This window comes from Stenotrophomonas sp. GW821-FHT01H02A (assembly GCF_059422145.1).
Map to the genome: position 1 here is coordinate 173,691 of NZ_JBWKWI010000001.1, position 22,175 is coordinate 195,865.

Below are 22,175 nucleotides of genomic sequence, written 5' to 3' on the forward strand. Positions count from 1 at the left end.
ATGGATATGACTCAGATGGCTGTTGAACACGGACTCTCTCCCGCCACCCTCCGTGTGGCAGCGCAACGCCTGTTGGCCTGGCTGCCGGCCGGTCCGGTGGCCATGGTCGGCGACAGCGCCCCCGGGCTGTTGGCCGCACTGCGTAGTCACGGTCTGTCCATCCAGACCGAAGCGACCGGCACGGACGCGGCCACCGGCATCATCGTCCTGACCCAGGCCGACGTGCTGGACGACGCTGTGGCTCGTCTGCAGGCGCTGTTTGCCAACCTCGGCGGGCCGGTCTGCCTGGTCGTATCCGGAGCGGCCGCACACGCGGGCAGTCGTGCCTTCTGGGAGGCGGCTGTCATCCAGGCCGAATGGCGCAAGCACCCACTGAACGAGCGCGTGGCGCCCTATGGCGAGCTGGATCGCGTTGCGGGGCTGGTCATGCTTGCCTTCGAGCGCGTGCCGCCCGCGGCGGTCGCGGTGTATCCGCTGCAGGCGCTGGTCGAAGAACGCGATCTGCACACGGACATGACACGTGAGCCCGGGCGTCGTTCGGATGCACACATGACCCGCTATGCGCAGGCGGCGCAGTTCATCCGCCCGGGCGATCGGGTGATCGACGTGGCCTGCGGCCTGGGCTACGGCTCCTATCAGCTGGCCCATGACAGTCAGGCGAGCTCGTTCACGGGGGTGGACGCCAGTGAGTTCGCCATCGAGTACGCCACGGTGAACTTCGCCGCGGTCTCGCCGACCCCGATGCGGTTCGCCGTCGGCGACGCGCAGGACCTTGCCGGCATGGCCGATGGGTCGGCGGATTTCGCGGTATCGGTCGAGACGCTTGAGCACCTTCCCGAACCCGACCGCCTGCTGGCGGAACTGCATCGCGTGCTGTCACCGGCCGGCCGTGTGTATGCCAGCGTGCCCAATGACTGGTCCGATGAAACCGGGGAGGATCCGAACCCCTTCCACTTCCACGTCTATGACTGGGAGCGTTTAGTCGCACAGTTCACCCGCAACGGTTTCGAGATCGAAAAGGCGTGGCTGCAGGATGCCGGCGGTGGCCAGAAGCGCTCGCTGTCGGCCCGTTCGATGCTCGAGATCGATCCGGTGGCCGGCCCTGCCTGCGATGGCGAATGGCTGCTGGTCCTGGCGCGCAAACGCACGGCCACGCTGGCGGTGGACGACGATCCGCTGGCCGCCGTGCGCGCGTTGCTCCTCGACGGGCGGCGCGATGATGCCGTGGCGCTGTTGGAGGGTGAACAGGCCGCGGGTACGCCGCTGCGCCGCGCGCGTGCACAGGCAATGGCGGCGGTCCTGGCCGCGGCCGACGGCCGTGCGGAGATCGCCGATGCGCATTGGCGCGGCGTCCAGGTGCACGCGCGCCACGCGTTGGCCGATCCGGCGACCGACGCCCAGGCCAGCAGCCTGTTGGGGCTTGCCGCGGCGCAGGGGGCGGCGGGTACCGCAGGTCGCCCGGGCGCAGTGCTACGGCAGTGGCTGGACCATCCGGTGGTCCTGGGGGCGTTGTTCTGCCCGATGCTGGCGGCGGGGGGCGATGTGGACGACCGCGCCATCACGGCCGGTCCCGTCGACGGCGCCGAGCACATCAATATGGGCGCGCGTGACGTGCGCCAGCTCATCGAGGCAAAGGACTGGCTGGACGCCAAATACCATGAGCACCTGCAGCAGATCGCGGAACTGGAGAAGTACGTCGCCGAACTCGAGCAGGCCCGTCGTTGGCTGGATGGCCAGTACCACGGCCTGACCGCGGAGCTGAAGCGCCTCACTGACGCCGCGAAAGCGTCTGCCGGCAATCCGCCGGGATGAGGGTGGGATGAGCACCGTGGCGCCACCCGTTGCACCGGTCGAGCCGCTCGATCCCGCCCTGGCCGGGCCGCTCGCGGCGTATTGCCTGCGCGCGGCAGGTCCCGGGCGGGTGCTGCTTGCCGCCCCCGAGCTGATGCCGCTGGTGGCGCCCCTGTTGGCGGCGGGCTGCGACGTGGCGTGTGTGTCGCCGTCGCCGGAGGCGTGGCTGCCGCAGAACATCGCGCTGTATCCGACATGGGACGCCTGGCAGGCGGCGTCGACCCCCGTGGATCTGCTGGTGGCCTGGACGTCCTGGCCGGGTGCCACGGCGGAGGGCACCGCATCCGCAGCGTCGGCGATGCTGCTTGCCTCTCCGACGGGCCGGGAGGACATGACGGCCGGATGGCACGATCGGGCACTGACCGATGGCTGGCAACGGCACAGCGCCGCGTTCGTGATGGCTGGCGCGCCGGATGGGCTCGCTGTCCTCGCGCTGGCGCGTCACGGCGTCGCCCTGCAGCTTGCCAATCAGGGCCGCCTTGCCGGCTGCCATGGCCTGGCAGCAGCCCTGATCCGTCCCGGTGACGCGGTGCTTGCTACGCATGCGGACGCCGATGGGCTCTGGAGGATTCCCTACGAGCAATCGCGCTGCAGCTGGCTGGGGGTGCTGTCCGCTGGCCCTGCACCCGCGCCGCCTACGGATGGCATGGCGTGGCTTGCACCGGACGCCTGGCAGCAGGCTCGCCGCAACGTGGACGTGTACGTCACCGTGCTGGGCGACAGCAGTACCGATCCGGTCGGGCTGATCGAGCACGCCGATGCGGCACTCGTGCGCAGCGGGCGGCTGGTGATGATTCTGCCGATCGAAGCCGGCGGCATTGCCGTGGAAGCGCGGCTGCTGGCCGAGCTGGAGCAGCGGCAGTTTGTGCTGGATCGCGCCTGGTGGCAGCGGACCGATCGCCACGGCGGGCTTGGTCAGTTCATCGAAATCGAGTGCGACCCGTCCGGCCGCCTGGCCATCGATGCGGGCGCCTCCGCGCTGGCCGACACCCTCGTGCTGATGGCGGTCAAAGTGAACGGCGCCGGAGTGCTGCGTGACCCGGAGCTGTCCGCACCGAACATCGTGGCCTTCCAGCGCGACTACTTGGATGCCAGCGTCGTGCGCCTGATCGTCGCGATGGGCCTGCGCCTGGAATCCGCACTGGCGCGCCGGCAGCTTGCCTTCCGCATTTTGGAGGCCTCCCCGCAGGAGTCGGCCGACCACGGGGCGGCCCTGTGCGTGCTGATGTACGACGCCGTGGCGATGGCAAGCGATCGCCAGGACCACCTGCTGTCCCTGCTCGCCGACTACATCGCGCAGCCCGCGGGCAATCCCACGGTGCTGCGCTGGCAGGTCTCGCTGACGTATGCGGCGGCTACGTACCACCATACCGCTGGTAACCTCGCTACGGCGGCCAGCCTGTACGAAAAGGTGCTGGGCTTTGATGTGCTGGCCTTCAGCCCGCTGCTCGGGACCAAGACCACCACGGCCGCCGTGCGGCTGGGCTGGATCCGATTCGCCAGCGGCGACATCGTCGGCGCGCGCCACGCCTGGTTGCGCGGGTTGGATGAAGCACGCAGGCTGTCCGAGCAGTCCGACTGGCTGGAAGTGGCCGGCCATGCGGATGCGCCGGAGACCTTTTCCCTGCCTGAGTTCGCGGCGGTCCTGGACGAGGCTGGCCGCCTGGCATCGGCACTGCGCCTGACCGCCGAAGTGCCGATGCGCCCAGGACTGACCTGGCAGTGGGCCAATCAATCATGGCAGCAGCAGCTGGCGGAGGCGCGCGCCGCGCTGGTGCAGCGGCAGGCATGGCAGGACCAGTTGCAGGGTGCGAAGAATTGGCTGGATGGGCAGTACCACCAGCTGACGGCAGAACTGGAACGCCGTACCCAGGTCATCGACGCGTTGACCGACAGCAACCGTGAGCTGGCGACCGACAGCGCTGGCGTCCGCACCGCGTTCCGGCTCGCGCACCTGCATGCTGTGCGGGAAAAGGAGGATATGCAGCGGCAGCTGGGCACCGCTCGGTCCGACTATGCCGAGCTCGCCTCCCATCACCAGCAGTTGCTCGGTGCCGCGCAGGATCTGAGTGCTGCCACCCGGGCCGTATTGGGTACCGTTCCGCAATCGAAACTCCCAGCAGAGTCGATTGCCGAGGAGATGTCGCGGCTGGCAGAGTCATTCGACCATGTGCCGCTCAAGCGCCAGATGCGGATGCTGGTGCGGACGCTCATGTCCCTGCTCGGCGGGAAACGGTCGCGATGATGTCCGACCTGACCGTGATCATCACCTTCCATCGCGAAGGGATACTCGCGCATGCCGCCTTGAAGAGCTATCTGCTTTCCCGGGACCTGGCCCGCCAGGCCGATATCGAGGTGCAGATGATCCTGGTGCTGGACAACGCCGACGCGGAAACCATCCAGATAGTGCGGGGCCATCCTGACCTGCGCGGCGACGAGGTGATCATCGAGACCGCGGTCGGCGATTGCGGCCTTGCCCGCAACGTGGGCGTCGGCCTGGGCACGGGCATGTATGTGTGCACGCTCGACGGTGATGACCTGATCAGCCGGGATTACCTGCAGCGGCACGTTGAATTCGCGCGGAGTGCGGCGGAACCGCTCATCCTGCATGCAGAAGTGATCGTCAACTTCGGGGTGGACCACTGCTTCACTCACCAGCTGGATCCGAACACCATGCCCTTTTCCCCGGACATGATGATTTCCGGAAATCCCTGGGTGAGTGCGGTCTTCGCTCCGCGCGACGTGTTTCTGGCGATGCCGTACGTCGCTTGTCGTCCCCGCCAGACCGGGTTCGGCTTCGAGGATTGGCACTGGAACTGCCAGTCCTTGGCCGCCGGCTTCGAGCACGCGGTCGTGCCTGGGACCGCGTACTTCTATCGCCGCAAAGCCTCAGGTTCGATGAACATGGACAGCAGCGCCCTGCAGGCGGTGATTCCGCCGAGCGATCTTTTCGGTCGCTGGAGGCGTTCATGATCCGCAGGATCTCCGGGCTGGTACGCCGGGTCAGTTTCCGTCAACTGATCACCCATCCGCGCGCAGAGCTCGGGCGCATTCTCGCATGGATTGCGCGGCGCCTTGACCGGTTGGCGAAGGTTACCGCCCACGGACGGCCTGACCTTCCGGCGTGGCTGCGCGATGAAATGATCGCGTTGGCTAGCATCGAGCATGGGCTGCTCGGTAGCGGCGGCGACACCGATCATTATCGGCACTACGGTATTCCGATGGTGACCAAGCCCGGCGAACTGTATCGCCGAATCCTGGCGGAGGTGGGGGGCGACGATTACAGCCACGTTCTGATCCTGCCCTGGTTGATACACGGCGGTGCCGATCGCGGCGCGCTGTATCACCTTCAAGCCTGGACGGAGACGCTGTCTGCTGGGAAGATTCTTGTGCTCCTCAGTGACGCCACGGAATCTGCTTGGATCGATCGCGTTCCCTCGGGAGTGAAGGTGGTCCCGTTCGGTCGCATCGTCGGCGACATGGCAATGGAAGGAAAGGTCAAGCTGCTGACTCGGCTGCTTATCCAGATGCAGCCGGCGGTAATCCACACCATCAACTCCCGCGTGGCATGGGAGTCCTTCAGGACGTTCGGCCTCGCGCTGAGCCAGCATTCGCGGCTGTTCGCGTCGCTGTTCTGCGACGATCATGACGCTAATATGGTCCCGACCGGGTATGCGCGCAGCTACCTTCGCAGCTGCTACACCCACCTGACCGCGATCTTCTGCGATAACACGGTCTATCCGGAGAGGTGGGCGATGGAACTGGGTGTGCCCCGCAAAGCGTTCACCGTCCTGCGTTTTCCGTATGATCGGGCCGTGATCGAGAAGGAGGGTGCGTTCGGGACACGGGGCGCTCCGCGTGTGTTGTGGGCCGGCCGGTTCGATCGCCAGAAACGCCCCGACATGCTCCTTGCGGTCGCTCGGGCAATGCCGACCGTGGGCTTCGATGTTCATGGCATATCCGTTATCGGCCCCGAGCATCCGGCGATGCGCGCACTGCATGCGTTGCCCAACGTGACCCTGCATGGGCCATTCGCGCGCTTTGAAGACATCGTCACACCTTCGCATGTAGGTTATCTGTTCACGACTTCCTGGGAAGGCCTCCCTACGATCCTTCTGGATGCGGCCGCCGCAGGGCTGCCCATCGTGGCACCGGCCGTGGGCGGTATCGTCGATATGATCGAACGGGCATGGCTCGTCGAGGATCCGGACGATGCAGAGGCATTCGTGCTGCGGCTCCAGCAACTGATCGCGGAGCCGGAGCTGCGTCGGTCACGGCGTCGTCAGCAATATGCCGCGCTGGCGACCGGGCGCGCCTGGAGCGATTTCATTCACACCCTGCGCGGCGTCGAAGGTTACCTGCCCGAAGCTACACCGATGTTCCTCAATATCAGTCAACAGGGAAGCGTGAAGTGATTATCGGACGGGGACTGGTCGCAACGGCCTTTGCACAGGACTGGCTGCACGATCAAGCAACTGTGCTGGTGGCCGCTGGAGTGTCAAATTCCGCCGAAACCGAGTCTGCGGTCTTCCAGCGGGAAGAGGCGTTGCTCGACGAAGTGCTCGCCTGCCCGGCCGCACAGCACATTGCCTATTTCGGTAGTTGCGCGGTCGGCAATCCAGCCGAACGCCAGACCCTGTATCTGCAGCACAAGGCGCGGATGGAAGCAAAGATTCTCGCTGATCCACGCGGACGAGTGTTCCGCCTGCCGCAGGTGGTTGGGGAGGGGGGGAACCCGCATACGCTGACCAACTTTCTTCGTACCCGGATTGAATCCGGTGAGCCGTTCGACGTATGGGCACGCGCCGAGCGCAACCTGATCGACATCCAGGACGTCGCCATCCTGGGGACGCACGTCCTGCGCCATGCGACCAACTTCCCCCGGCTGATGTCGTTGGCCGACATCCACTCGACCAACATGCTGGATATCGTCCACGCGATGGAGCGGGTGCTGGAGCGCCAGGGCACTTTCCGGATACTCGATCAGGGTGTGTCGTTCCCGATCGACACCGAGGATTGCGAGCGCGCGGCAAAGGCATCGGGGGTCCATCTGGGCGATGGATACCTTAATGCGCTGCTTCGGAAATATTATGGCGGACATGCCGGGAAAGCGGCATCTTGATGTAACCGGTGCCGTCGACGCGCAGTCGACCCGTACGCAGGTATGATCAACGGCCATCTGGGACTCCTCGTCACGGATGCGACCCTAACTTATTCAGAATTGGTGATGCGCAATGAATGCGATCAGTATGCGATCGGGCTGCGGGAGTTGTGCATGACCGCGCCGGCATTGAGTGCCATCGTGACGTTTCACGGTGAAGGAATTCTCGCGCATACCTCACTCCGGTCGTACGCGCTTTCCCGGGCGGTCGCGCGGAAGGCGGGAGTCGAGGTTCAGCTTGTGCTGGTCCTGGATTCTGCCGACGTGCAGACCCGTGCATTCGTTGTGGGGCACCCGGATCTCGATGGAAGTGAATGTGTCATCGAAATTCAGGTGGGTGACCTCGCATTGGCACGCAATGCCGGCGTCGCCGCCAGTCGCGCAGATTACATCTGTACCCTCGATGGCGATGATCTGATCTCGACAGGCTATTTTCTGAAACACCTCGAAGAAGCTGCACGGCTGAGCGGCCGGTTTGTGCTGCATCCCGAGATGGTGCTCAGCTTCGGCATGTACAGCGCTTACAACTGGCAGGTCGACCAGGCAGGCGGCTACTACGACGAGCGCGCACTGCTGACGGTCAATCCCTGGATCAGTGCAGCGTTTTCCTCCCGCGAGTTGTACGAAACGATTCCCTACGTGGCCTGCTATCCGCGTCAGACCGGCTTTGGTTACGAAGACTGGTACTGGAACTGCGAGACCATCGCCCGCGGCGTGGTTCACCAGCTTGCGTGGGGATCTGCCTACTTTTATCGGCGCAAGTGGCACGGCTCACTCAACGAGGCCAGCCACGCGATGAAGACGGTCATTCCGCGAACCTCGCTGTTCGCGCTGGGTTATACCCGCGACCAGGAGCCGGGCCGTGCTTGATCGACTGACGCATAATCGTTGGGTACGAAACCGATATACCCGCCGTGTCGCTCATTGGGTGCGGCACCTGTACGCCCTGCTGTTTGGTCCGGACGCCAGTCCTGATTCCATGGCACATGGCGGGTCATCCGCTGCCATGCCGGTCTGGTTGCAGGAAGAGATGCTCAAGCTGGCGGCGCTGGAGCCAGAACTTATCCCCCCCGGTACCGATCTGAAGCGATATGCCTACTACGGGGTACCGATGGATACCCGCCCGGGTGAGGTGTACGAGGTATTGTCAGCGGAGGTGGGGGCATTGCCGTTCACCCACGTGCTGCTCATTCCTTGGCTGAAGCAGGGCGGTGCCGACCGGGGCATCCTTTATCACGCACGCGCCATTGCAGAGCGTGACCCAGCGGCGCGCATCCTCGTCTTGTCCACTGAGAATGCCACTTCACCGTGGGCGTCTCGCCTGCCCGCCCAGGCTGCGCACGTAGAATTCGGCCGCCATGCCGCCGCGCTAGATTTCAACCAACAGGTCGGGGTGATGGTGCGCGTGCTGGTCCAGTTGCGTGCACCGTTGGTGCATCTGGTCAATTCACGCGTCGGCTGGGAAGTGATCTTGCGCCACGGACTTGCGCTCTCTCAGCATTCGCGGTTGTACGCATCAATATTCTGCGACGATTACGACCAGCGGATGAATCCGGTCGGGTACGCGCGCGACTATCTGCGCTACTGCTACCCCTACCTTACCGCAGTGATCTGCGACAATTCACGCTATCCGAAGATCTGGTCTCATGACCTCGGCGTGCCTGCGTCGGTGTTCACCGTCATCCCGTTTCCGTATGACGGGCAAGTGCTGGAACAGTCAGTCAATTCACTGTCCGCCGTCGATGCCAGCCGCGTGTTGTGGGCAGGCAGGCTGGATCGCCAAAAACGCCCGGACCTGCTGGCCGCGATCGCGGCGCGTATGCCGGACGTACATTTCGATGTATATGGATCCCAGGTAATGTCAGGCGTAGCCGGCGAGGACATTGCGCAGCTCAAGGAACTGCGCAATGTGACGCTCCACGGAGACTTCCAACGACTGGAGCTTGTGGCCTCGCCCGAACACTTCGCGTACCTGCACACCACGGCTTGGGAGGGAACTCCCACCATCCTGTTCGATGTCGCGGCAGCACGGTTGCCGATCTGCGCACCGGCTGTAGGGGGCATTGTCGACTTCCTGCCTGTGCAGGACCTGATAGCGGATGCCGAAGATGTGGAGGCATTCGTCCAGCGGCTGCAGCAGTTGCGGTCCTCGGCTGACGCCCGCGAAGCCTTGGTGAAGCGGCAGCTTGAATCACTTTCGCGCGATCGTCAGTGGTCGAGTTTTAGTTCGCATCTTGAGCGCCTCGATGGTTATCTCGCGCCCAAGGATGCCATCACTGTGGGTGCCGAGGTGCACGGCGCATGATGCCTAAGGAGATTGCACAGTGAAGGTTCTGGTTACCGGCGGCGCAGGCTTTGTCGGATCGCATACGGTGGTGGAGCTCATCGCGGCGGGCCATGACGTGCACGTCGTTGAAAATTTCTGCAACAGCGAACGCTGGATGGTCCAGCGGATCGAGCGAATCAGCGGTCGATCGCTGTCGATAGACGAGCTGGATATCCGTGACAGGCGCGCATTGCTGGCTGCCGCACAGCGCTTCCAGCCAGATGCGGTTATCCATTTCGCTGCCTTGAAGTCCGTGTCGGAGAGCACGCAAGTTCCGGCAGCCTACTACGACGTCAACGTGGGGGGCACCGCGACCCTGCTTGAGGTGATGCAGCAGGTCGGCTGTTGCAATCTGGTGTTTAGTTCTTCGGCGACGGTGTATGGTCAGCCCGAGTTGTGCCCGGTCGCCGAAACGGCCCCCGTGGGGCCGGGCAATCCTTACGGGAGCACAAAACTGGTGGGCGAGTGGCTTATCCGCGACTGCGTGGCAGCCCCGGGCGCATCGCTGGCTGCGGCCATCCTGCGCTACTTCAATCCGGTGGGTGCTCATCCCAGTGGATTGATCGGCGAACTGCCGCGTGGCGTGCCTAACAACCTGGCTCCTTACATCACTCAGACCGCCGCTGGGCAGCGCGACTACATTCGTGTGTTCGGCGACGACTACGCAACGCCGGATGGCACAGGAGTACGTGACTACATCCACGTTGTCGATCTGGCCAAAGCCCACGTCGCCGCGCTTGATGCATTGGCTGCCAGTGACGATCGAGAGCTCACCCTCACCCTCAACCTCGGGACGGGGCGGGGTTATTCGGTCTTGGAGCTGATCGAAGCGTTCTCCTCGGCGGTGGGGCGACCCATTCCCTACCAGCTACAGGGGCGCCGGGCAGGCGACATCGGCGAATGCTGGGCCGACCCGTCGTTGGCCAATGATATCCTCGGTTGGCGCGCGGAAAAGTCGCTTCAGGACATCTGCGAGGATGCATGGCGCTGGCAGCAGGCCATCAGCGCAGCGACAGGCTGAAGATCTCCGGTCGCGGCAACCGCGGCCGGAAGCTCAGTGCTTTGGCGCGATCCGGAACACCCAGAAGTTCATCACGATGAACACGATGACTGGCACTGCAATGGCCGAAAACAGGATGCCCAGCCGATAGTCCAGCGATAGCTTCGAGATCACTGCCATGCTTCCTGCGGAGAGGCCGATGTTTAGCCCGTGCACCACAAGAAACTTGCCGGATTGACGCGCCGTCTCGCCCCTGGAGCCGAAAGTAAAGTACTTGTGGGCGACAAAGTTGGGAGCTAATAGCAGCAGGTAAGCAGCCACGGTGGCCAGCACCGGATGCATGTTCGAACGGCTTACCAGCCACCAGGTCAGCATCGAGAACAACACCGTGCTAATGCCGCCTACCGTACCGAACCGGATCAGTCGGCCGGCAAGCTGCCGTGCTTCACTCCCCCTCATTTTGTGGTGTCCGGTGCCTTTTTCACCCGTTCGGCGACGGAGTACTGGGTCGGGGTGGTGAAGTTGAGCAGAATGCGGCCCACGTACTCGCCAATGGCTCCCAGTGCGAGCAGTTGCACCCCGCCCATGATCAGGATCGCTACGATGAGCGATGACCAGCCGACGGCAACGCCGGGATCGAGGAGCTTCTGGATGACGATGAATGCGGCATACACAAAGCCGGCGGCAGAAATCGCTATTCCGGTCAGCGAGGCCATGCGCAGTGGAGCCACCGAAAAGCTGGTGGCCATCTTCAGCCACAGGGAGATCGACTTCTTCAGGCTGTAGCCCGAAGTGCCGTCCTCGCGGGCGTGATGCCCAACCATGCGTGTGGTGATGCGTGAAGTGGCTGAAAGGATCAGACCGTCCAGATAGATGGCCGGGCCGCGGAATGTCACCACTTCGTTGCGCACGCCGCGCTTCATCGCCTTGAACGGCGACAGATACAGGCCCTTGGGCTTCTGTAGCAGCCAAGTGGCGACCCGGTCGTTGAACCGGCTGCCAAGGACCTTCCAGGCAGCGTGCTTGCGTGTCTGGAAGGCGCCGTAGCAGACGTCGTGGTCGGCGTCCAAAGCTTCCACCAAAGTCGGAATATCCGACGGCGCATGCTGGAGGTCGTCATCCATGGTCACGATGATCCGACCGCGGCATTCGCGCAGGCCGGCGAAAATAGCCATGTGTTGGCCGACGTTTTTGCGCAGATTCAGTGCCCGGACCCAGGAATGGGTGCGGGCCAATTCGCTGGCTACCCTCCAGGAGCCGTCCGGACTGCGGTCGTTGACCAGGATCAGCTCCAGCGAGTAACGCGCGCCAATCTCAGCGTCGATGGCCGCGACGAGCGCCGCCAGGGTCTTCTCGCTGCGGTAGGCCGGCACGACGATGGACAGGTCGATCTGGCCAGTCGAGTCGTCAGTTAGTGCTTGGGTCGCCATTGCCGGTCCAGTCTGGAGGATATTTCGCTTACTAGAGTAGTATAAGCCCCATGCACGGCAGGCGGCCAATGGGGTTTCGGCCATGGCCCGTCGAATTGCCGGGCGATCCGCGTCAACAACCGCAAGTGCGGACAAGAGGTGTGAATTGAATTCGCTGAGGGGCTACTGCGAAAGGGCGTTCGCGCGCTGGGACCAGAACCATGCGCTGTATGCGTTGTTGATCCTGCTGGGCATGTATGGACTGGGCCAGCTGACCGCACCCTACATCGCGCATGACGATTACGACTGGTTGTTGAAGGGCTTCGACCAGGGCTTCGAGACGCCGTTCAGCAAAGCCGGTTCCGAAGGCCGCTGGGGCAACTTCGTCTGGTCCCAGGTGAGCCACCACCTCAACGGCTATTCCGCGTTCGGTCTGTATCTGGTGCTGTTCTCGTCGCTGTGCCTGGTCATGGTCCGGGTGCTGTCGCCGCAGGCGGGCATCTTCGCCGCCCTGCTGTTCTTCCTGGCGCCGATGACCGCCGATACCGCCAAGTGGCCGGTCACCCAGGTGACCGGCGTGCTGGTGACGCTGCTCGGTTGCGTGGCCTTGCTGCGGGTCCATGACGATGGACGCCGACGCCTGGTCATGGCGCTATCGGTCGTGGCCGGCTTCCTCTTCTATCCCTCCTTCGGGCCGTTGTTCCTGCTGATGTATGGCGCCGCCTGCGCAGGCACCCGGCGCAGTGTGGCCCTGGGGGCGGCGGTCTACGTACTGGCCTTCGTCGCCGCGGTGGTGCTGGTGTTCTCGTTGAACTATGTCTTCCATGGTCACTTCGGCATCAAGCCCGCGGCCTGGCGGGAAGCCACGCCGCTGTTGCAGGGCGGTTCGCTGGCCGGGAACATCACCCGTTACCTGGCGTACTTCGGCCTGTTGAAGGCGATCTGGCCGGCGCTCCTGGCCGGCGCGGTCGCTTTTGCGGTGTGCATCCGCTACGGCGTTCGTGCGCGCCACTGCGTGGTGGCACTGGCCTACGGGGCCATGCTGATGGCCATGGATGCCTCACTGTCGATCCTCTCCGGCGTCGGGCTGCCGCTGCGTTCCACGCTGTGGCTGTGGCTGCTGCTGTGCCTGCCGGTGATCTTCCTTGTGCACGAGCGCCGCACGATCCTGTTCGGCCTGGTGTTGGCACTGCCGATCGCCTTCGTGGGCATCAGTGGTTGGCAGGCGGCGTTTTCCAACACCCGTACCGTCGTTCCTGCCATGAGTTCGCTGGGCAACGCATTGACCCGGGTCCAGGCTGCCAATGCCGGCAAGTACGACGACGTGATCATGTTCGGCGACGTCCATGCCAACAGCGCGTTGGCGTGGCTGCATGGCAATCGTGCGCTGCGCAACCACCTGTACAAGGAGTTCGGCGTGTACACCCGGCCTTGCGCGCCGGATGTGTGCGATCAGATCGAGGCTGTGTTGACAGGGCGCGCCGAGAATCCGGAATGGCTGATCGTCGAGCGGCACCTTGTGTGGGTTCTTTCATCGAAGCGTGACAATGGCTACTGAGTACCCCATGCACGGAGCGATGGAGAGAGTGGGTAGGCAGATCAGTTCTGACGGTCGTTACCGGCTGCTGGTGGCCTGCGTGATGGTCGCGGTGGTGACCGTGCTGGCACGACTGCCTTTCATCGTTACCCCAGGTATGTCGACGGACTCCTATGCCTATCTGGACGGATGGCCGACTTGGGAGCAGTTTGCGGGCCAAGGGCGGTTCGGTCTGTATTTGGTATTCCGTCTCTTCGAGGAACTGGCGGTCGACCCGCGTACCTTTGGTACGCTGCTGCAGGGTCTGGGTATAGCGCTGTTCGGACTATCCGCGCCGCTGATGTTCGCCGCTTTCTCTGCGCACAACCAGACCCGCCTGTTGCCGCTGTGCCTGGGGGCCCTGGTTGTCACGCTGCATCCGTACGCGGCCGAAATGTTGACCTTCGCCGAGGCGTCGTTTACTGCATCTGTGGCTGCAGCCCTAGGGGTTGTGGCGATTTTTCTGGTTGCCCGGCACCCAGACCGCTGGTGGTTGTCGTCCACGCTGCTTGTCGCGGCGCTCTCCATTTATCAGTTGCTGGTGAACTATGCCTGCCTGATGATCCTGTTCGGTAGCGTCCAAATCTACCTTCGAACCGACAAGGACACGCGCTGGACGCTGGCACCGTATCGGCGCGTGTTTCTGGCCATTGCGGTGCTTGGGTTGTCGCTCGTAATTTATTTGGCACTGCAGAAGACCATCCTGGCGACCCTGGGTATCCAACAGGTGGGGCGGGCGGCTTTCCTGCCCTTGGATGGGGTAGGTGCCAGGATGAATGATCTTAAGACGCTTACAGGCTTCCTCTGGTCGCGCCCACTGCTGGTGGACTATGGCGTTGCTGCCAAGGCATTGCTTTGGGTGCTGGCCATGGGCGGTTGGGTAGGCCTCGGGCTGGCGGCGGTTCGACGCGGTGGTGTCAATGCGTTGCTGCCGCTGGCGGTGATGGCCTTGGTGCCGCTTGCTGGCATCGGGGTGGTGGCGGTGGGTGCGGTCTGGTGGCCGGTCCCCCGCATTCTGGGCGGCGTGGTGGTGGTATGGGCAATGGGCATTTACTGGCTTGCATGGCTGGCTCCGGGTCGGACGGGCCGCATTCTGGTCGGTGTGTCAGGCGGTGTGCTGTTGCTGAGCATGGCAGCCGTTGGCCATCGGGTTCACAGCGACCAGAAGCAGCTGAATATCTACGATCGGGCGTTGGCGCAGCGCGTCTACACGGGCCTGACCCAACTCGACGGCTATACCGATGAAACTCCGACCGTGATAGTGAATACCCGGCTGAAGTGGGCACATCCTCTGCGTTTGGCGACGGCCTATATGGATCTGAATCTGACCGCGTTCGCCGATAAGGTGGCGCTCAAGGGGCTGCTGGAACTGTCTAATGGACGCAGGCTCCAGGTTGTTCTGCCCAGTGAAGAAGACGTCCGGTTCTGCGGAAATGCACCCGCTTGGCCGGAGCAGGGGTTTGCCACACTACGAGACGGCAGGGCAAGAGTCTGCTTGTAGGTAGTCCGGCCGAGGCACCGCCTTGGCTGGCCTTCAGGCCCGGGCGTGCACGTAGTACTGCGCCCCCAATGGCAGCCATCCCAATGAGCTTTCAGCAGGCCGGAGGAAAGACAGCATTTTTGGAAAGAACACGATGTACTGTGCCTTGACCGCATGGAAGGGCTGTTGGCTTACCAGGCTCAGCAGTTCACGACGGGGGAGCAGGATGGCGTCCTTATCGAATTCGCAGTCGCGGACTACCTTTCTCGTCAAAGGGTTCAGCATGTTGTGTTCGAACACCAGCAGGTGTCCGCCGGGCTTGAGCACGCGCCGGATTTCCGCAGTCCAATGCTCACGCTGTTCCACGGGAATGTGGTGATAGACACAGGCAACGAACACCAGGTTGAAGCTGGCATCCGGGTAGGGCAATAAATTATTGGAGATGACCGCAAAGGAAGCATGATTTCCGTGGTGGCTTTCCGCCAGGGCAACGCTTTCTGATGAGATGTCGGCACCGTGCAGCTCGGCGTTTGGTAGCGCCCGCCGCAGCGGTGCTATCGAACCGCCGATCCCGGTGCCGAAATCCAGCACCTTGATCGTGGTAAGGGCTGCAGACCCCAGCTCCCGCATCGCCACGTCAGCTTTGTACTGGGCGAAGTACTCCGATTCCTCCCCGCTGGCAGTAATGCTGGCGTTGTGCAGGTCGCGGTAACGGGCGGCATAGCGATCAAACTCGGGCCGGACATTCTTATCGTTCATGGACATCTTCACTTCTCGGCACCTTGGAATGATCGCTGACCCTACAACAGATCAAGCAGGCCATGGCTGCGCTTACGGTCCTGAATAGGGGCAAAGTGGATGGTGTATGAGTTCTGTATCAGGGCGGTAGGCCTGGAAAGCGCTGCGGGGCAACCCATTGCCGCCCTCGGATTGATGCCTGCATCATTGGGGCAAGAGATGGACGCGGAAAATACTAATAGTCGCATCTGGCCCGTTTGAGGGCGGGTGGTGTCGCAATACTCTTACATTATAGAAAGGTGGCCATGCACAACACATTCCGTTGGACATCCGAAAAATCTGCAGAATCCACTACATACGTTCTGCAAGTATGCATGGTGGTCGCGATCGTGACGCTGTTCGCGCGATTGCCATTCCTCATCCAGCCTGGATTTTCCATCGATTCCTATCTGGCAGTACTCGGGTCGCCCAACGCAGGCAACTTCCTGCAGCTGGGGCGATTCGGGCAGTATCTGTTTCTTGTTGGTACTGAATCGATCGGCATCGATACGCGGGCGCTTGGCACTCTTCTTCAAGGCCCCGGGTTGGCCTGCTTCGCTGCTGCGGTACCGTTGTTCTTCATGGCATTCGACACGCGTACCCCCGTGCCGCGCAGCGGCGTGGTTCTCGCGAGCCTGATCATCACCCTTCATCCCTTTTCGGCGGAAATGCTCACATTTCCTGAAGCCTCGTTCACCGCGCACCTGTCCACCGCGCTGGGAATCCTGTCGGTCTATCTGGTTGCGCGCCACCCTGGACGTTTTTGGCTGGGTGCGGTTCTACTCGTCGTCGCGTTGTCGCTGTATCAGATGCTGCTGAACTACGTGGGCTTGATGCTCCTGTTCGGTGCCGCCCAGCTTCTGTTGCGCGGGGATGCGTCGGGGAGCTCCCTTGTCGACCGTCTGCGTCCACTGTGCGTTCCTGCTTTGACGGTGCTGGCCGGTGTGGCGGTCTATCTGCTGATCGGCAAGTTGGTCGTCGCGGGATCGGGTATCCCGGTCCAGAGTCGCAGTCAGCTGCTGCCTTTGGAGGCGATGTCCCTGCGTCTGGAAGAGATGAGGCTGCTGTCTGCATGGCTGTGGAAATCGCCCTTGATCGTGAGCGGGGCACCTGCTGCGGGCATGCTTCTCTGGGTTTGTTCGCTACTGGGCTGGGTGGCGTTCATCGGCTGGCGGCTTATGCGGCATTCCCGTACATCATGGGTCTGTCTGCTGATTGCAGCGCTCATACCCTTCGCAGCAATCGGCATCGTCGGTGTCACCGCCGCCTGGTGGCCAGTTCCGCGTGTGCTGGGCGGCATTGTGGCCGCGTGGGCGATGGGCGTGTATTGGCTGCTCGTACTCAGCCCTCCACGTTGGCGATGGGTACCAGCCATACCCGTCGCCTTGGTGTTGCTGGGAACAACGGCCGTCGGACTCCGGATATACAACGACCAGATCAAGCTCAACCGGATTGACGGGTATGTCGCCGGCGAGATATTCCGGTCGTTGAACATGCTTCCCGGCTACAAGGATGGCACGCATGTTGCTATCGTCAATCGCAACATGCGGTGGGCGCACGCATTGCCGCTTCCCACTTCTTACATGGACATGAACATGACGGCGTTCGCATTCAATGGTACGCAAAAGGGCCTGCTGCAGATGACGGTCGGCCGGCCGGTGGACATCATCAACCCGACCCCGGTTCATGCCCTGGTCTGCGACACCATTCCCTTCTGGCCGACCGCCGGATTCACTGCGATGACCGCGGATGGAGATGCGGTGGTCTGCCTGTAGCTGGGTGAAGAACTAAAAAGGCCCGGCGGTCAGTCCGTCGGACCTTCTTCATTTAAGGCTTACAGCGCCGCTTCCAGCTCCGGCAGCAAGGTGAACAGATCCCCCACCAACCCGATATCAGCGATCTCGAAGATCGGCGAATCCGGGTCTTTGTTGATCGCCACGATCGTGCCGGCGTCCTTGATCCCGGTCAGGTGCTGGATCGCACCGCTGATGCCCACCGCCACATACAGCTCCGGCGAGATGATCTTGCCGGTCTGGCCAACCTGCAGGTCACTCGGCACGTAGCCGGCGTCCACGGCGGCGCGTGAGGCACCGACGGCGGCGCCCAGCTTGTCGGCCAGCTGGAAGATCACCTTGAAGTTCTCTTCTGAGCCCACGCCACGGCCGCCGGAGACCACGCGCTTGGCGCTCTGCAGGTCCGGGCGGTCGGTGGCGCCGGCGGCCAAGCCGACGAAGCGGGTGTGGGTCGGCAGAGCCGCATCGACGCTGGCCGCTTCCACGGTGGTGTTGCCGCCCTTGGCCGCCTCCGGCCAGGATGCCGCACGCACGGTAGCGACCACGATCTGGTCGGCCGGCACGTCCACGGTGATGATCGCATTGCCCGCATAGATCGGGCGCTTGAAGCTGTGGCTGCCTTCGACGCTCATCAGGTCGGAGACCTGGTTGACGCCTAACAGGGCGGCCACGCACGGCATCAGGTCCTTACCGAAGGTGGTGGAGGGGCCGAATACGTGCGTGTAGCCGGCGGCCAGCTGCGCGATCTGCGGGGCCAGCACTTGGGCCAGCGCCTGCGCGTTGGCGGCGTTGGTGACGGTCAGTACCTTGGCGACGCCCGCCAGCTGCGCCGCTTCAGCGGCGGCCGCGGTCGGGTCCGCGGCCAGCACCACCACATCGATGCTGGCGCCGCTGATCGCAGCGGCTGCGCTGACGGTCTTGGCGGTGGCGGCGTTGAGCTTGCCGTCGTGGTGTTCAGCAACAACGAGGATCTTGGTCATTACAGCAACCCCTTCTGCTTGAGTGCAGCGACCAGTTCGGCCGCGTCCTTGACCATCACGCCTTTGCTGCGCTTGACCGGCGCCGCGTACTGGGTGGTCTTGAAGGTATCGGCGGCGTCCACGCCGAGGTCGGCCAGCTGCAGGGTTTCCAGCGGCTTGGCCTTGGCCTTCATGATGTCCGGCAGCTTGATGAAGCGCGGCTCGTTCAGGCGCAGGTCGGTGGTGACCACGGCCGGCAGGTCGATTTCCAGCGTTTCCAGGCCGGCGTCGACTTCACGGGTGACCGTGGCCTTGCCGTCGGCGATCTCCAGCTTGCTGGCGAAGGTCGCCTGCGGGCGCCCCCACAGCGTGGCCAGCATCTGGCCGGTCTGGTTGGCATCGTCGTCGATGGCCTGCTTGCCCAGGATCACCAGGTCCGGCTGTTCCTTCTCGACCAGCTTGAGCAGGGTGCGCGCGGCGGTGAGCGGCTGGATGGCCTGGTCGGTCACGACATGGATGGCGCGGTTGGCGCCCATGGCCAGGCCGTTGCGCAGGTGGGCCTGGGCATCGGCCGGTGCGATCGTGGCGACCACGACTTCAGTGGCAATGCCCTTGTCACGCAGGCGCAGCGCTTCTTCCAGCGCGATTTCATCGAACGGGTTGGGGGACAGCTTGACGCCGTCGGTGGCCACGCCGGAACCGTCCGGCTTGACCTGAATGCGGACGTTGTAGTCCACCACGCGCTTGTACGCGACGAGGATTTTCATCTGGTGCTGGATCCTTCAATAACGGGGAAACGTCCGGTTCTATAAATAGCAACCGGTTCGGGGTGGGACCGCGATTCTAACTGGCCAGTGACGACCATGCTAATGCGTATGGTGGCGTCGCTGCTCACCTCGCGTCCAGCGAATGGCACCCTATGGGGGCGGAGCCGACCCTTGCATAGACGTTTCCACCAAAGGTGCCGTATGAAATCGAAGGATTGACTTCAACGGTCGCGACCTTCTCGAAGATTCCGGCTGCCTCGACGACTTCTTCGATCTCTTTCGCGCCTGGCCACCCCGTCCTGGTCGTCGTCATGATGACTGCAGGCGGGCACTCTACCAGAGCCTCTAGCAGCCGCTCGATATCCATGCGCATGGCGATCAGCGCCAAGGTAAGGTCGCTGAGCTGCGGCGAAGGGGGTACCTTGCCTGAGAGCGGAAACAGGGGGAACATGAAACCGCTGACGCTGAGCGTAGTCCCCTGTGGAGCGGCTTGCTGGATGGCATTTGCAGCGATCATGTAGTTGGACGTGCCATGCGCCTCTGGCGGCCATCCGTGTGTAGCAGTTGAGTAAGCATCTGACGCCGCACGAGGGATATCGTTGAATTGTTTGATCCACTGCGGACCACTCAGAACAAGCAGTGCACCGGCCAATAGGACCACTGCTGGCAAAACGATGCTTGGACGTGCGCAGACTCGCCATGCAAGTGCGCAAAGGCCTGCCAGGCCAGGAAGCGAGGAGGCGAAGTGATACGGAAATCCAATTTTCATGATTGGTTCAATAAGCGGTACCGCAGCCACCGCAATCCAGAACAAAGCCCTCATCCAGGCAGTTTGCTGTCCGCGCTGCGTGGACGAAACAATGATGGCGATGGCCCCCGCAGCAGAGATCGCCAAGGGCAGAACGGATGCTTTCGCCCATTGAGCTGCAGCATTCAAGAACAGCTCCGCACGCTGTTCCTGTAAAGCGCTGAACATGGTGCCGGCATCCAGGTAGGCGGCAATGAGCGCTGGGACATCTCCCCGAAGCATGAGTAAGGGAACGCAGACGACAAGGACCATCGAACTGCCGCCTATGCACATCAGCATCGCGTTCCGTCGACCATGGCGAATCCAGGTAGCTGCCACGGCAAGGAATGCAAACGCGGCGAAAGGCTCGCGAATGAGGACGCCCAACGCAACGAGGCCGCCGATGGCGACAAAGCGAAGGCTGCCCAGTGGACGGTCCGACTGGGACAGCACCACGGCGAGAAACAATGGAATGTAGGAAAGGAATATGCTGTTCTTGAATCCGTTCTGCACGAATCCAAGCGCGTTCATTGCCAGCAGGAATGTGAGTGACAGGAGTGCGGCGAAGCCCGTGTCCCGTGATTCTCTCCGCAACATCACGAAGAAGAGCAGGCCTGCCGTCATTGCCACCAGCAGGTCAATCGCCCTGAGCAGGACGAAAGGATTTCCAGGAAGCTCGAACACCCATGCAGTCATGAGTGGATAGAGCATCAGATAGCCATCGGGAGGCAGGCCATGGCCGCCAGCCAATGAACTGGCAATCCGCATGCCGAAGTAACCGTAGTATCCCTCGTCGGTGGTGGGGAGGCCGGACAAGCCAGCAAGCCTTGGAACCAATACTCCTGCTGCGGTGACCAGCAAGCCGATGAGCAAGGCCCACCAGACAGCGGTGTAACGGGCGCGTGTAGGGGACAAAGCGTCCAAACCATCTCTCCTGACGGGAAAATCGATCTGCGACCGTGAAGGGCGCAGGAGGTCGAGGAGCATATCAATGAGCGCCCCGCGGTACGTGGGGCGAAGGCCCGGTGGACAACGGCGGCACGCTGCCGCCTGCGTCAATGTATCAATACGCATGCGTATTGTGAAATGCTGGCGCTGTCTGGAATCGTAGAAAATCGGGCCTCATTCACGCTGCGCGGGCAGTCGTGAAGACGGACCCCATGTATCCTGTTGCGCTGAAGTCGGGGCGGAGGCCGCCCCCGGCACGCACATCGAACAGGAGAACGGGTAGTGCCCACATGGCTTGTCACCGGCGGTGCCGGATTCATTGGCGGTAACTTTGTCCTCGAAGCCGTCGCGAAGGGCGTGCGTGTCATCAATCTCGATGCGCTGACCTATGCGGGCAACCTGAAAACCCTTGCTTCCCTGGGGGGCAATCCGGCCCATGTATTCGTCGAGGGCGACATCGGTGACCAGGCCCTGGTCGCCCGCCTGCTGGCCGAACACCTGCCGGACGCCGTGCTGAACTTCGCCGCCGAAAGCCACGTGGACCGCTCCATCGATGGCCCCGGCGCGTTCATCCAGACCAACGTGGTCGGCACTCTGGCCCTGCTGGAAGCCGTGCGCGATTACTGGAAGGCACTGCCGGCCGACAAGGGCCAGGCGTTCCGCTTCCTGCACGTGTCCACCGATGAGGTCTACGGCACCCTCGGCGAGACCGGCAAGTTCAGCGAGACCACCCCGTATGCGCCCAATTCGCCGTACTCGGCGTCCAAGGCTGCCTCGGACCACCTGGTGCGCGCCTTCCACCACACCTACGGGTTGCCGGTGCTGACCACCAACTGCTCCAACAACTATGGCCCGTACCACTTCCCCGAGAAGCTGATCCCGCTGGTGATCGCCAAGGCCCTGGCCGGCGAACCGCTGCCGGTCTATGGCGATGGCAAGCAGGTGCGTGACTGGCTGTTCGTGAGCGACCACTGCGAAGCGATCCGCACGGTGCTGACAAAGGGCCAGGTCGGCGAGACCTACAACGTGGGCGGCAATTCGGAGAAGCAGAACATCGACGTGGTGCAGGCCATCTGCGCGCTGCTCGATGCGCGCCGCCCGCGTGCGGATGGCCAGCCGCGCGCCAGCCAGATCACCTACGTGACCGACCGCCCGGGCCACGACCGCCGTTATGCGATCGATGCCTCCAAGCTCAAGGACCAGCTGGGCTGGGAGCCGAAGTACACCTTCGAACAGGGCATCGGCTTCACCGTGGACTGGTACCTGGACAACCAGGAATGGGTCAACGGCGTGCTCGACGGCAGCTACCGCCTGCAACGCATCGGCACCACCGCCTGAGGG

Annotated in this window: 18 protein-coding genes; 12 read left to right on the forward strand and 6 right to left on the reverse strand. The window is 63.0% G+C overall.

Features of this window, described 5'->3' with window-relative positions:
- Window positions 1–15: 15 nt before the first annotated feature.
- Genes AC07WC_RS00825 through galE form a run of 8 tightly spaced genes read left to right on the forward strand, consistent with a single transcriptional unit; the run spans window position 16 to window position 10,359 of the window.
- Window positions 16–1,812: a class I SAM-dependent methyltransferase gene (locus tag AC07WC_RS00825; protein WP_495208374.1), complete on the forward strand. Its 1,797-nt coding sequence runs from the start codon at window positions 16–18 to the stop codon at window positions 1,810–1,812.
- A gap of 7 nt (window positions 1,813–1,819) precedes the next feature.
- Window positions 1,820–4,096: a hypothetical protein gene (locus AC07WC_RS00830; RefSeq protein WP_495208375.1), complete on the forward strand. Its 2,277-nt coding sequence runs from the start codon at window positions 1,820–1,822 to the stop codon at window positions 4,094–4,096.
- Complete coding sequence (locus AC07WC_RS00835; protein WP_495208376.1) at window positions 4,096–4,824, forward strand: glycosyltransferase; 729 nt, start codon at window positions 4,096–4,098, stop codon at window positions 4,822–4,824. The genes AC07WC_RS00830 and AC07WC_RS00835 overlap by 1 nt, the downstream gene beginning before the upstream one ends.
- Window positions 4,821–6,266, forward strand: coding sequence for a glycosyltransferase family 4 protein (locus tag AC07WC_RS00840; RefSeq protein ID WP_495208377.1), 1,446 nt, complete (start codon window positions 4,821–4,823; stop codon window positions 6,264–6,266). Before AC07WC_RS00835 ends, AC07WC_RS00840 begins: the two co-directional genes overlap by 4 nt.
- Window positions 6,263–6,973: an NAD-dependent epimerase/dehydratase family protein gene (locus AC07WC_RS00845; RefSeq protein ID WP_495208378.1), complete on the forward strand. Its 711-nt coding sequence runs from the start codon at window positions 6,263–6,265 to the stop codon at window positions 6,971–6,973. The genes AC07WC_RS00840 and AC07WC_RS00845 overlap by 4 nt, the downstream gene beginning before the upstream one ends.
- Before the next feature lie 42 nt (window positions 6,974–7,015).
- The gene (locus AC07WC_RS00850) at window positions 7,016–7,882 is read left to right on the forward strand and encodes a glycosyltransferase family A protein (protein ID WP_495208379.1); all 867 of its coding nucleotides are present in this window, start codon (window positions 7,016–7,018) and stop codon (window positions 7,880–7,882) included.
- Entirely contained in the window at window positions 7,875–9,317 is a 1,443-nt protein-coding gene (locus AC07WC_RS00855) for a glycosyltransferase (RefSeq protein ID WP_495208380.1), read from the forward strand. Before AC07WC_RS00850 ends, AC07WC_RS00855 begins: the two co-directional genes overlap by 8 nt.
- A 19-nt stretch (window positions 9,318–9,336) precedes the next feature.
- A complete protein-coding gene (galE, locus tag AC07WC_RS00860) occupies window positions 9,337–10,359 on the forward strand; it encodes a UDP-glucose 4-epimerase GalE (protein ID WP_495208381.1) in 1,023 nt (340 codons plus the stop codon).
- A gap of 33 nt (window positions 10,360–10,392) precedes the next feature.
- Here the strand turns inward: galE and AC07WC_RS00865 are convergent, their stop codons facing one another.
- Together AC07WC_RS00865 and AC07WC_RS00870 are read right to left on the reverse strand one after the other, a co-directional pair.
- Complete coding sequence (locus tag AC07WC_RS00865; RefSeq protein WP_495208382.1) at window positions 10,393–10,797, reverse strand: GtrA family protein; 405 nt, start codon at window positions 10,795–10,797, stop codon at window positions 10,393–10,395.
- Entirely contained in the window at window positions 10,794–11,768 is a 975-nt protein-coding gene (locus AC07WC_RS00870; RefSeq protein WP_495208383.1) for a glycosyltransferase family 2 protein, read from the reverse strand. The genes AC07WC_RS00865 and AC07WC_RS00870 overlap by 4 nt, the downstream gene beginning before the upstream one ends.
- Before the next feature lie 145 nt (window positions 11,769–11,913).
- Between AC07WC_RS00870 and AC07WC_RS00875 the strand changes: the two genes are divergently transcribed.
- Together AC07WC_RS00875 and AC07WC_RS00880 are read left to right on the forward strand one after the other, a co-directional pair.
- Window positions 11,914–13,305: a hypothetical protein gene (locus tag AC07WC_RS00875; protein ID WP_495208384.1), complete on the forward strand. Its 1,392-nt coding sequence runs from the start codon at window positions 11,914–11,916 to the stop codon at window positions 13,303–13,305.
- A 7-nt stretch (window positions 13,306–13,312) separates the two neighbouring features.
- Window positions 13,313–14,824, forward strand: a complete 1,512-nt coding sequence (locus AC07WC_RS00880; protein WP_495208385.1) for a glucosyltransferase domain-containing protein — start codon at window positions 13,313–13,315, stop codon at window positions 14,822–14,824.
- Between the two features lie 33 nt (window positions 14,825–14,857).
- Here the strand turns inward: AC07WC_RS00880 and AC07WC_RS00885 are convergent, their stop codons facing one another.
- Window positions 14,858–15,562, reverse strand: coding sequence for a class I SAM-dependent methyltransferase (locus AC07WC_RS00885; RefSeq protein WP_495208386.1), 705 nt, complete (start codon window positions 15,560–15,562; stop codon window positions 14,858–14,860).
- A 284-nt stretch (window positions 15,563–15,846) separates the two neighbouring features.
- Between AC07WC_RS00885 and AC07WC_RS00890 the strand changes: the two genes are divergently transcribed.
- Window positions 15,847–17,355 (forward strand): glucosyltransferase domain-containing protein, encoded by a 1,509-nt coding sequence (locus AC07WC_RS00890; RefSeq protein ID WP_495208387.1) that lies wholly within the window; start codon window positions 15,847–15,849, stop codon window positions 17,353–17,355.
- A 59-nt stretch (window positions 17,356–17,414) separates the two neighbouring features.
- On the opposite strand, the gene AC07WC_RS00895 is transcribed toward AC07WC_RS00890, so the two are convergent.
- From AC07WC_RS00895 to AC07WC_RS00905, 3 genes are all read right to left on the reverse strand, one after another.
- Window positions 17,415–18,353, reverse strand: a complete 939-nt coding sequence (locus AC07WC_RS00895) for an electron transfer flavoprotein subunit alpha/FixB family protein (protein WP_495208388.1) — start codon at window positions 18,351–18,353, stop codon at window positions 17,415–17,417.
- Window positions 18,353–19,099, reverse strand: coding sequence for an electron transfer flavoprotein subunit beta/FixA family protein (locus AC07WC_RS00900; protein ID WP_495208389.1), 747 nt, complete (start codon window positions 19,097–19,099; stop codon window positions 18,353–18,355). Before AC07WC_RS00900 ends, AC07WC_RS00895 begins: the two co-directional genes overlap by 1 nt.
- Before the next feature lie 124 nt (window positions 19,100–19,223).
- Entirely contained in the window at window positions 19,224–20,810 is a 1,587-nt protein-coding gene (locus tag AC07WC_RS00905) for a hypothetical protein (protein WP_495208390.1), read from the reverse strand.
- 306 nt (window positions 20,811–21,116) lie between these two features.
- Between AC07WC_RS00905 and rfbB the strand changes: the two genes are divergently transcribed.
- Window positions 21,117–22,172: a dTDP-glucose 4,6-dehydratase gene (rfbB, locus tag AC07WC_RS00910; protein WP_495208391.1), complete on the forward strand. Its 1,056-nt coding sequence runs from the start codon at window positions 21,117–21,119 to the stop codon at window positions 22,170–22,172.
- The last annotated feature ends 3 nt before the right edge of the window (window positions 22,173–22,175 follow it).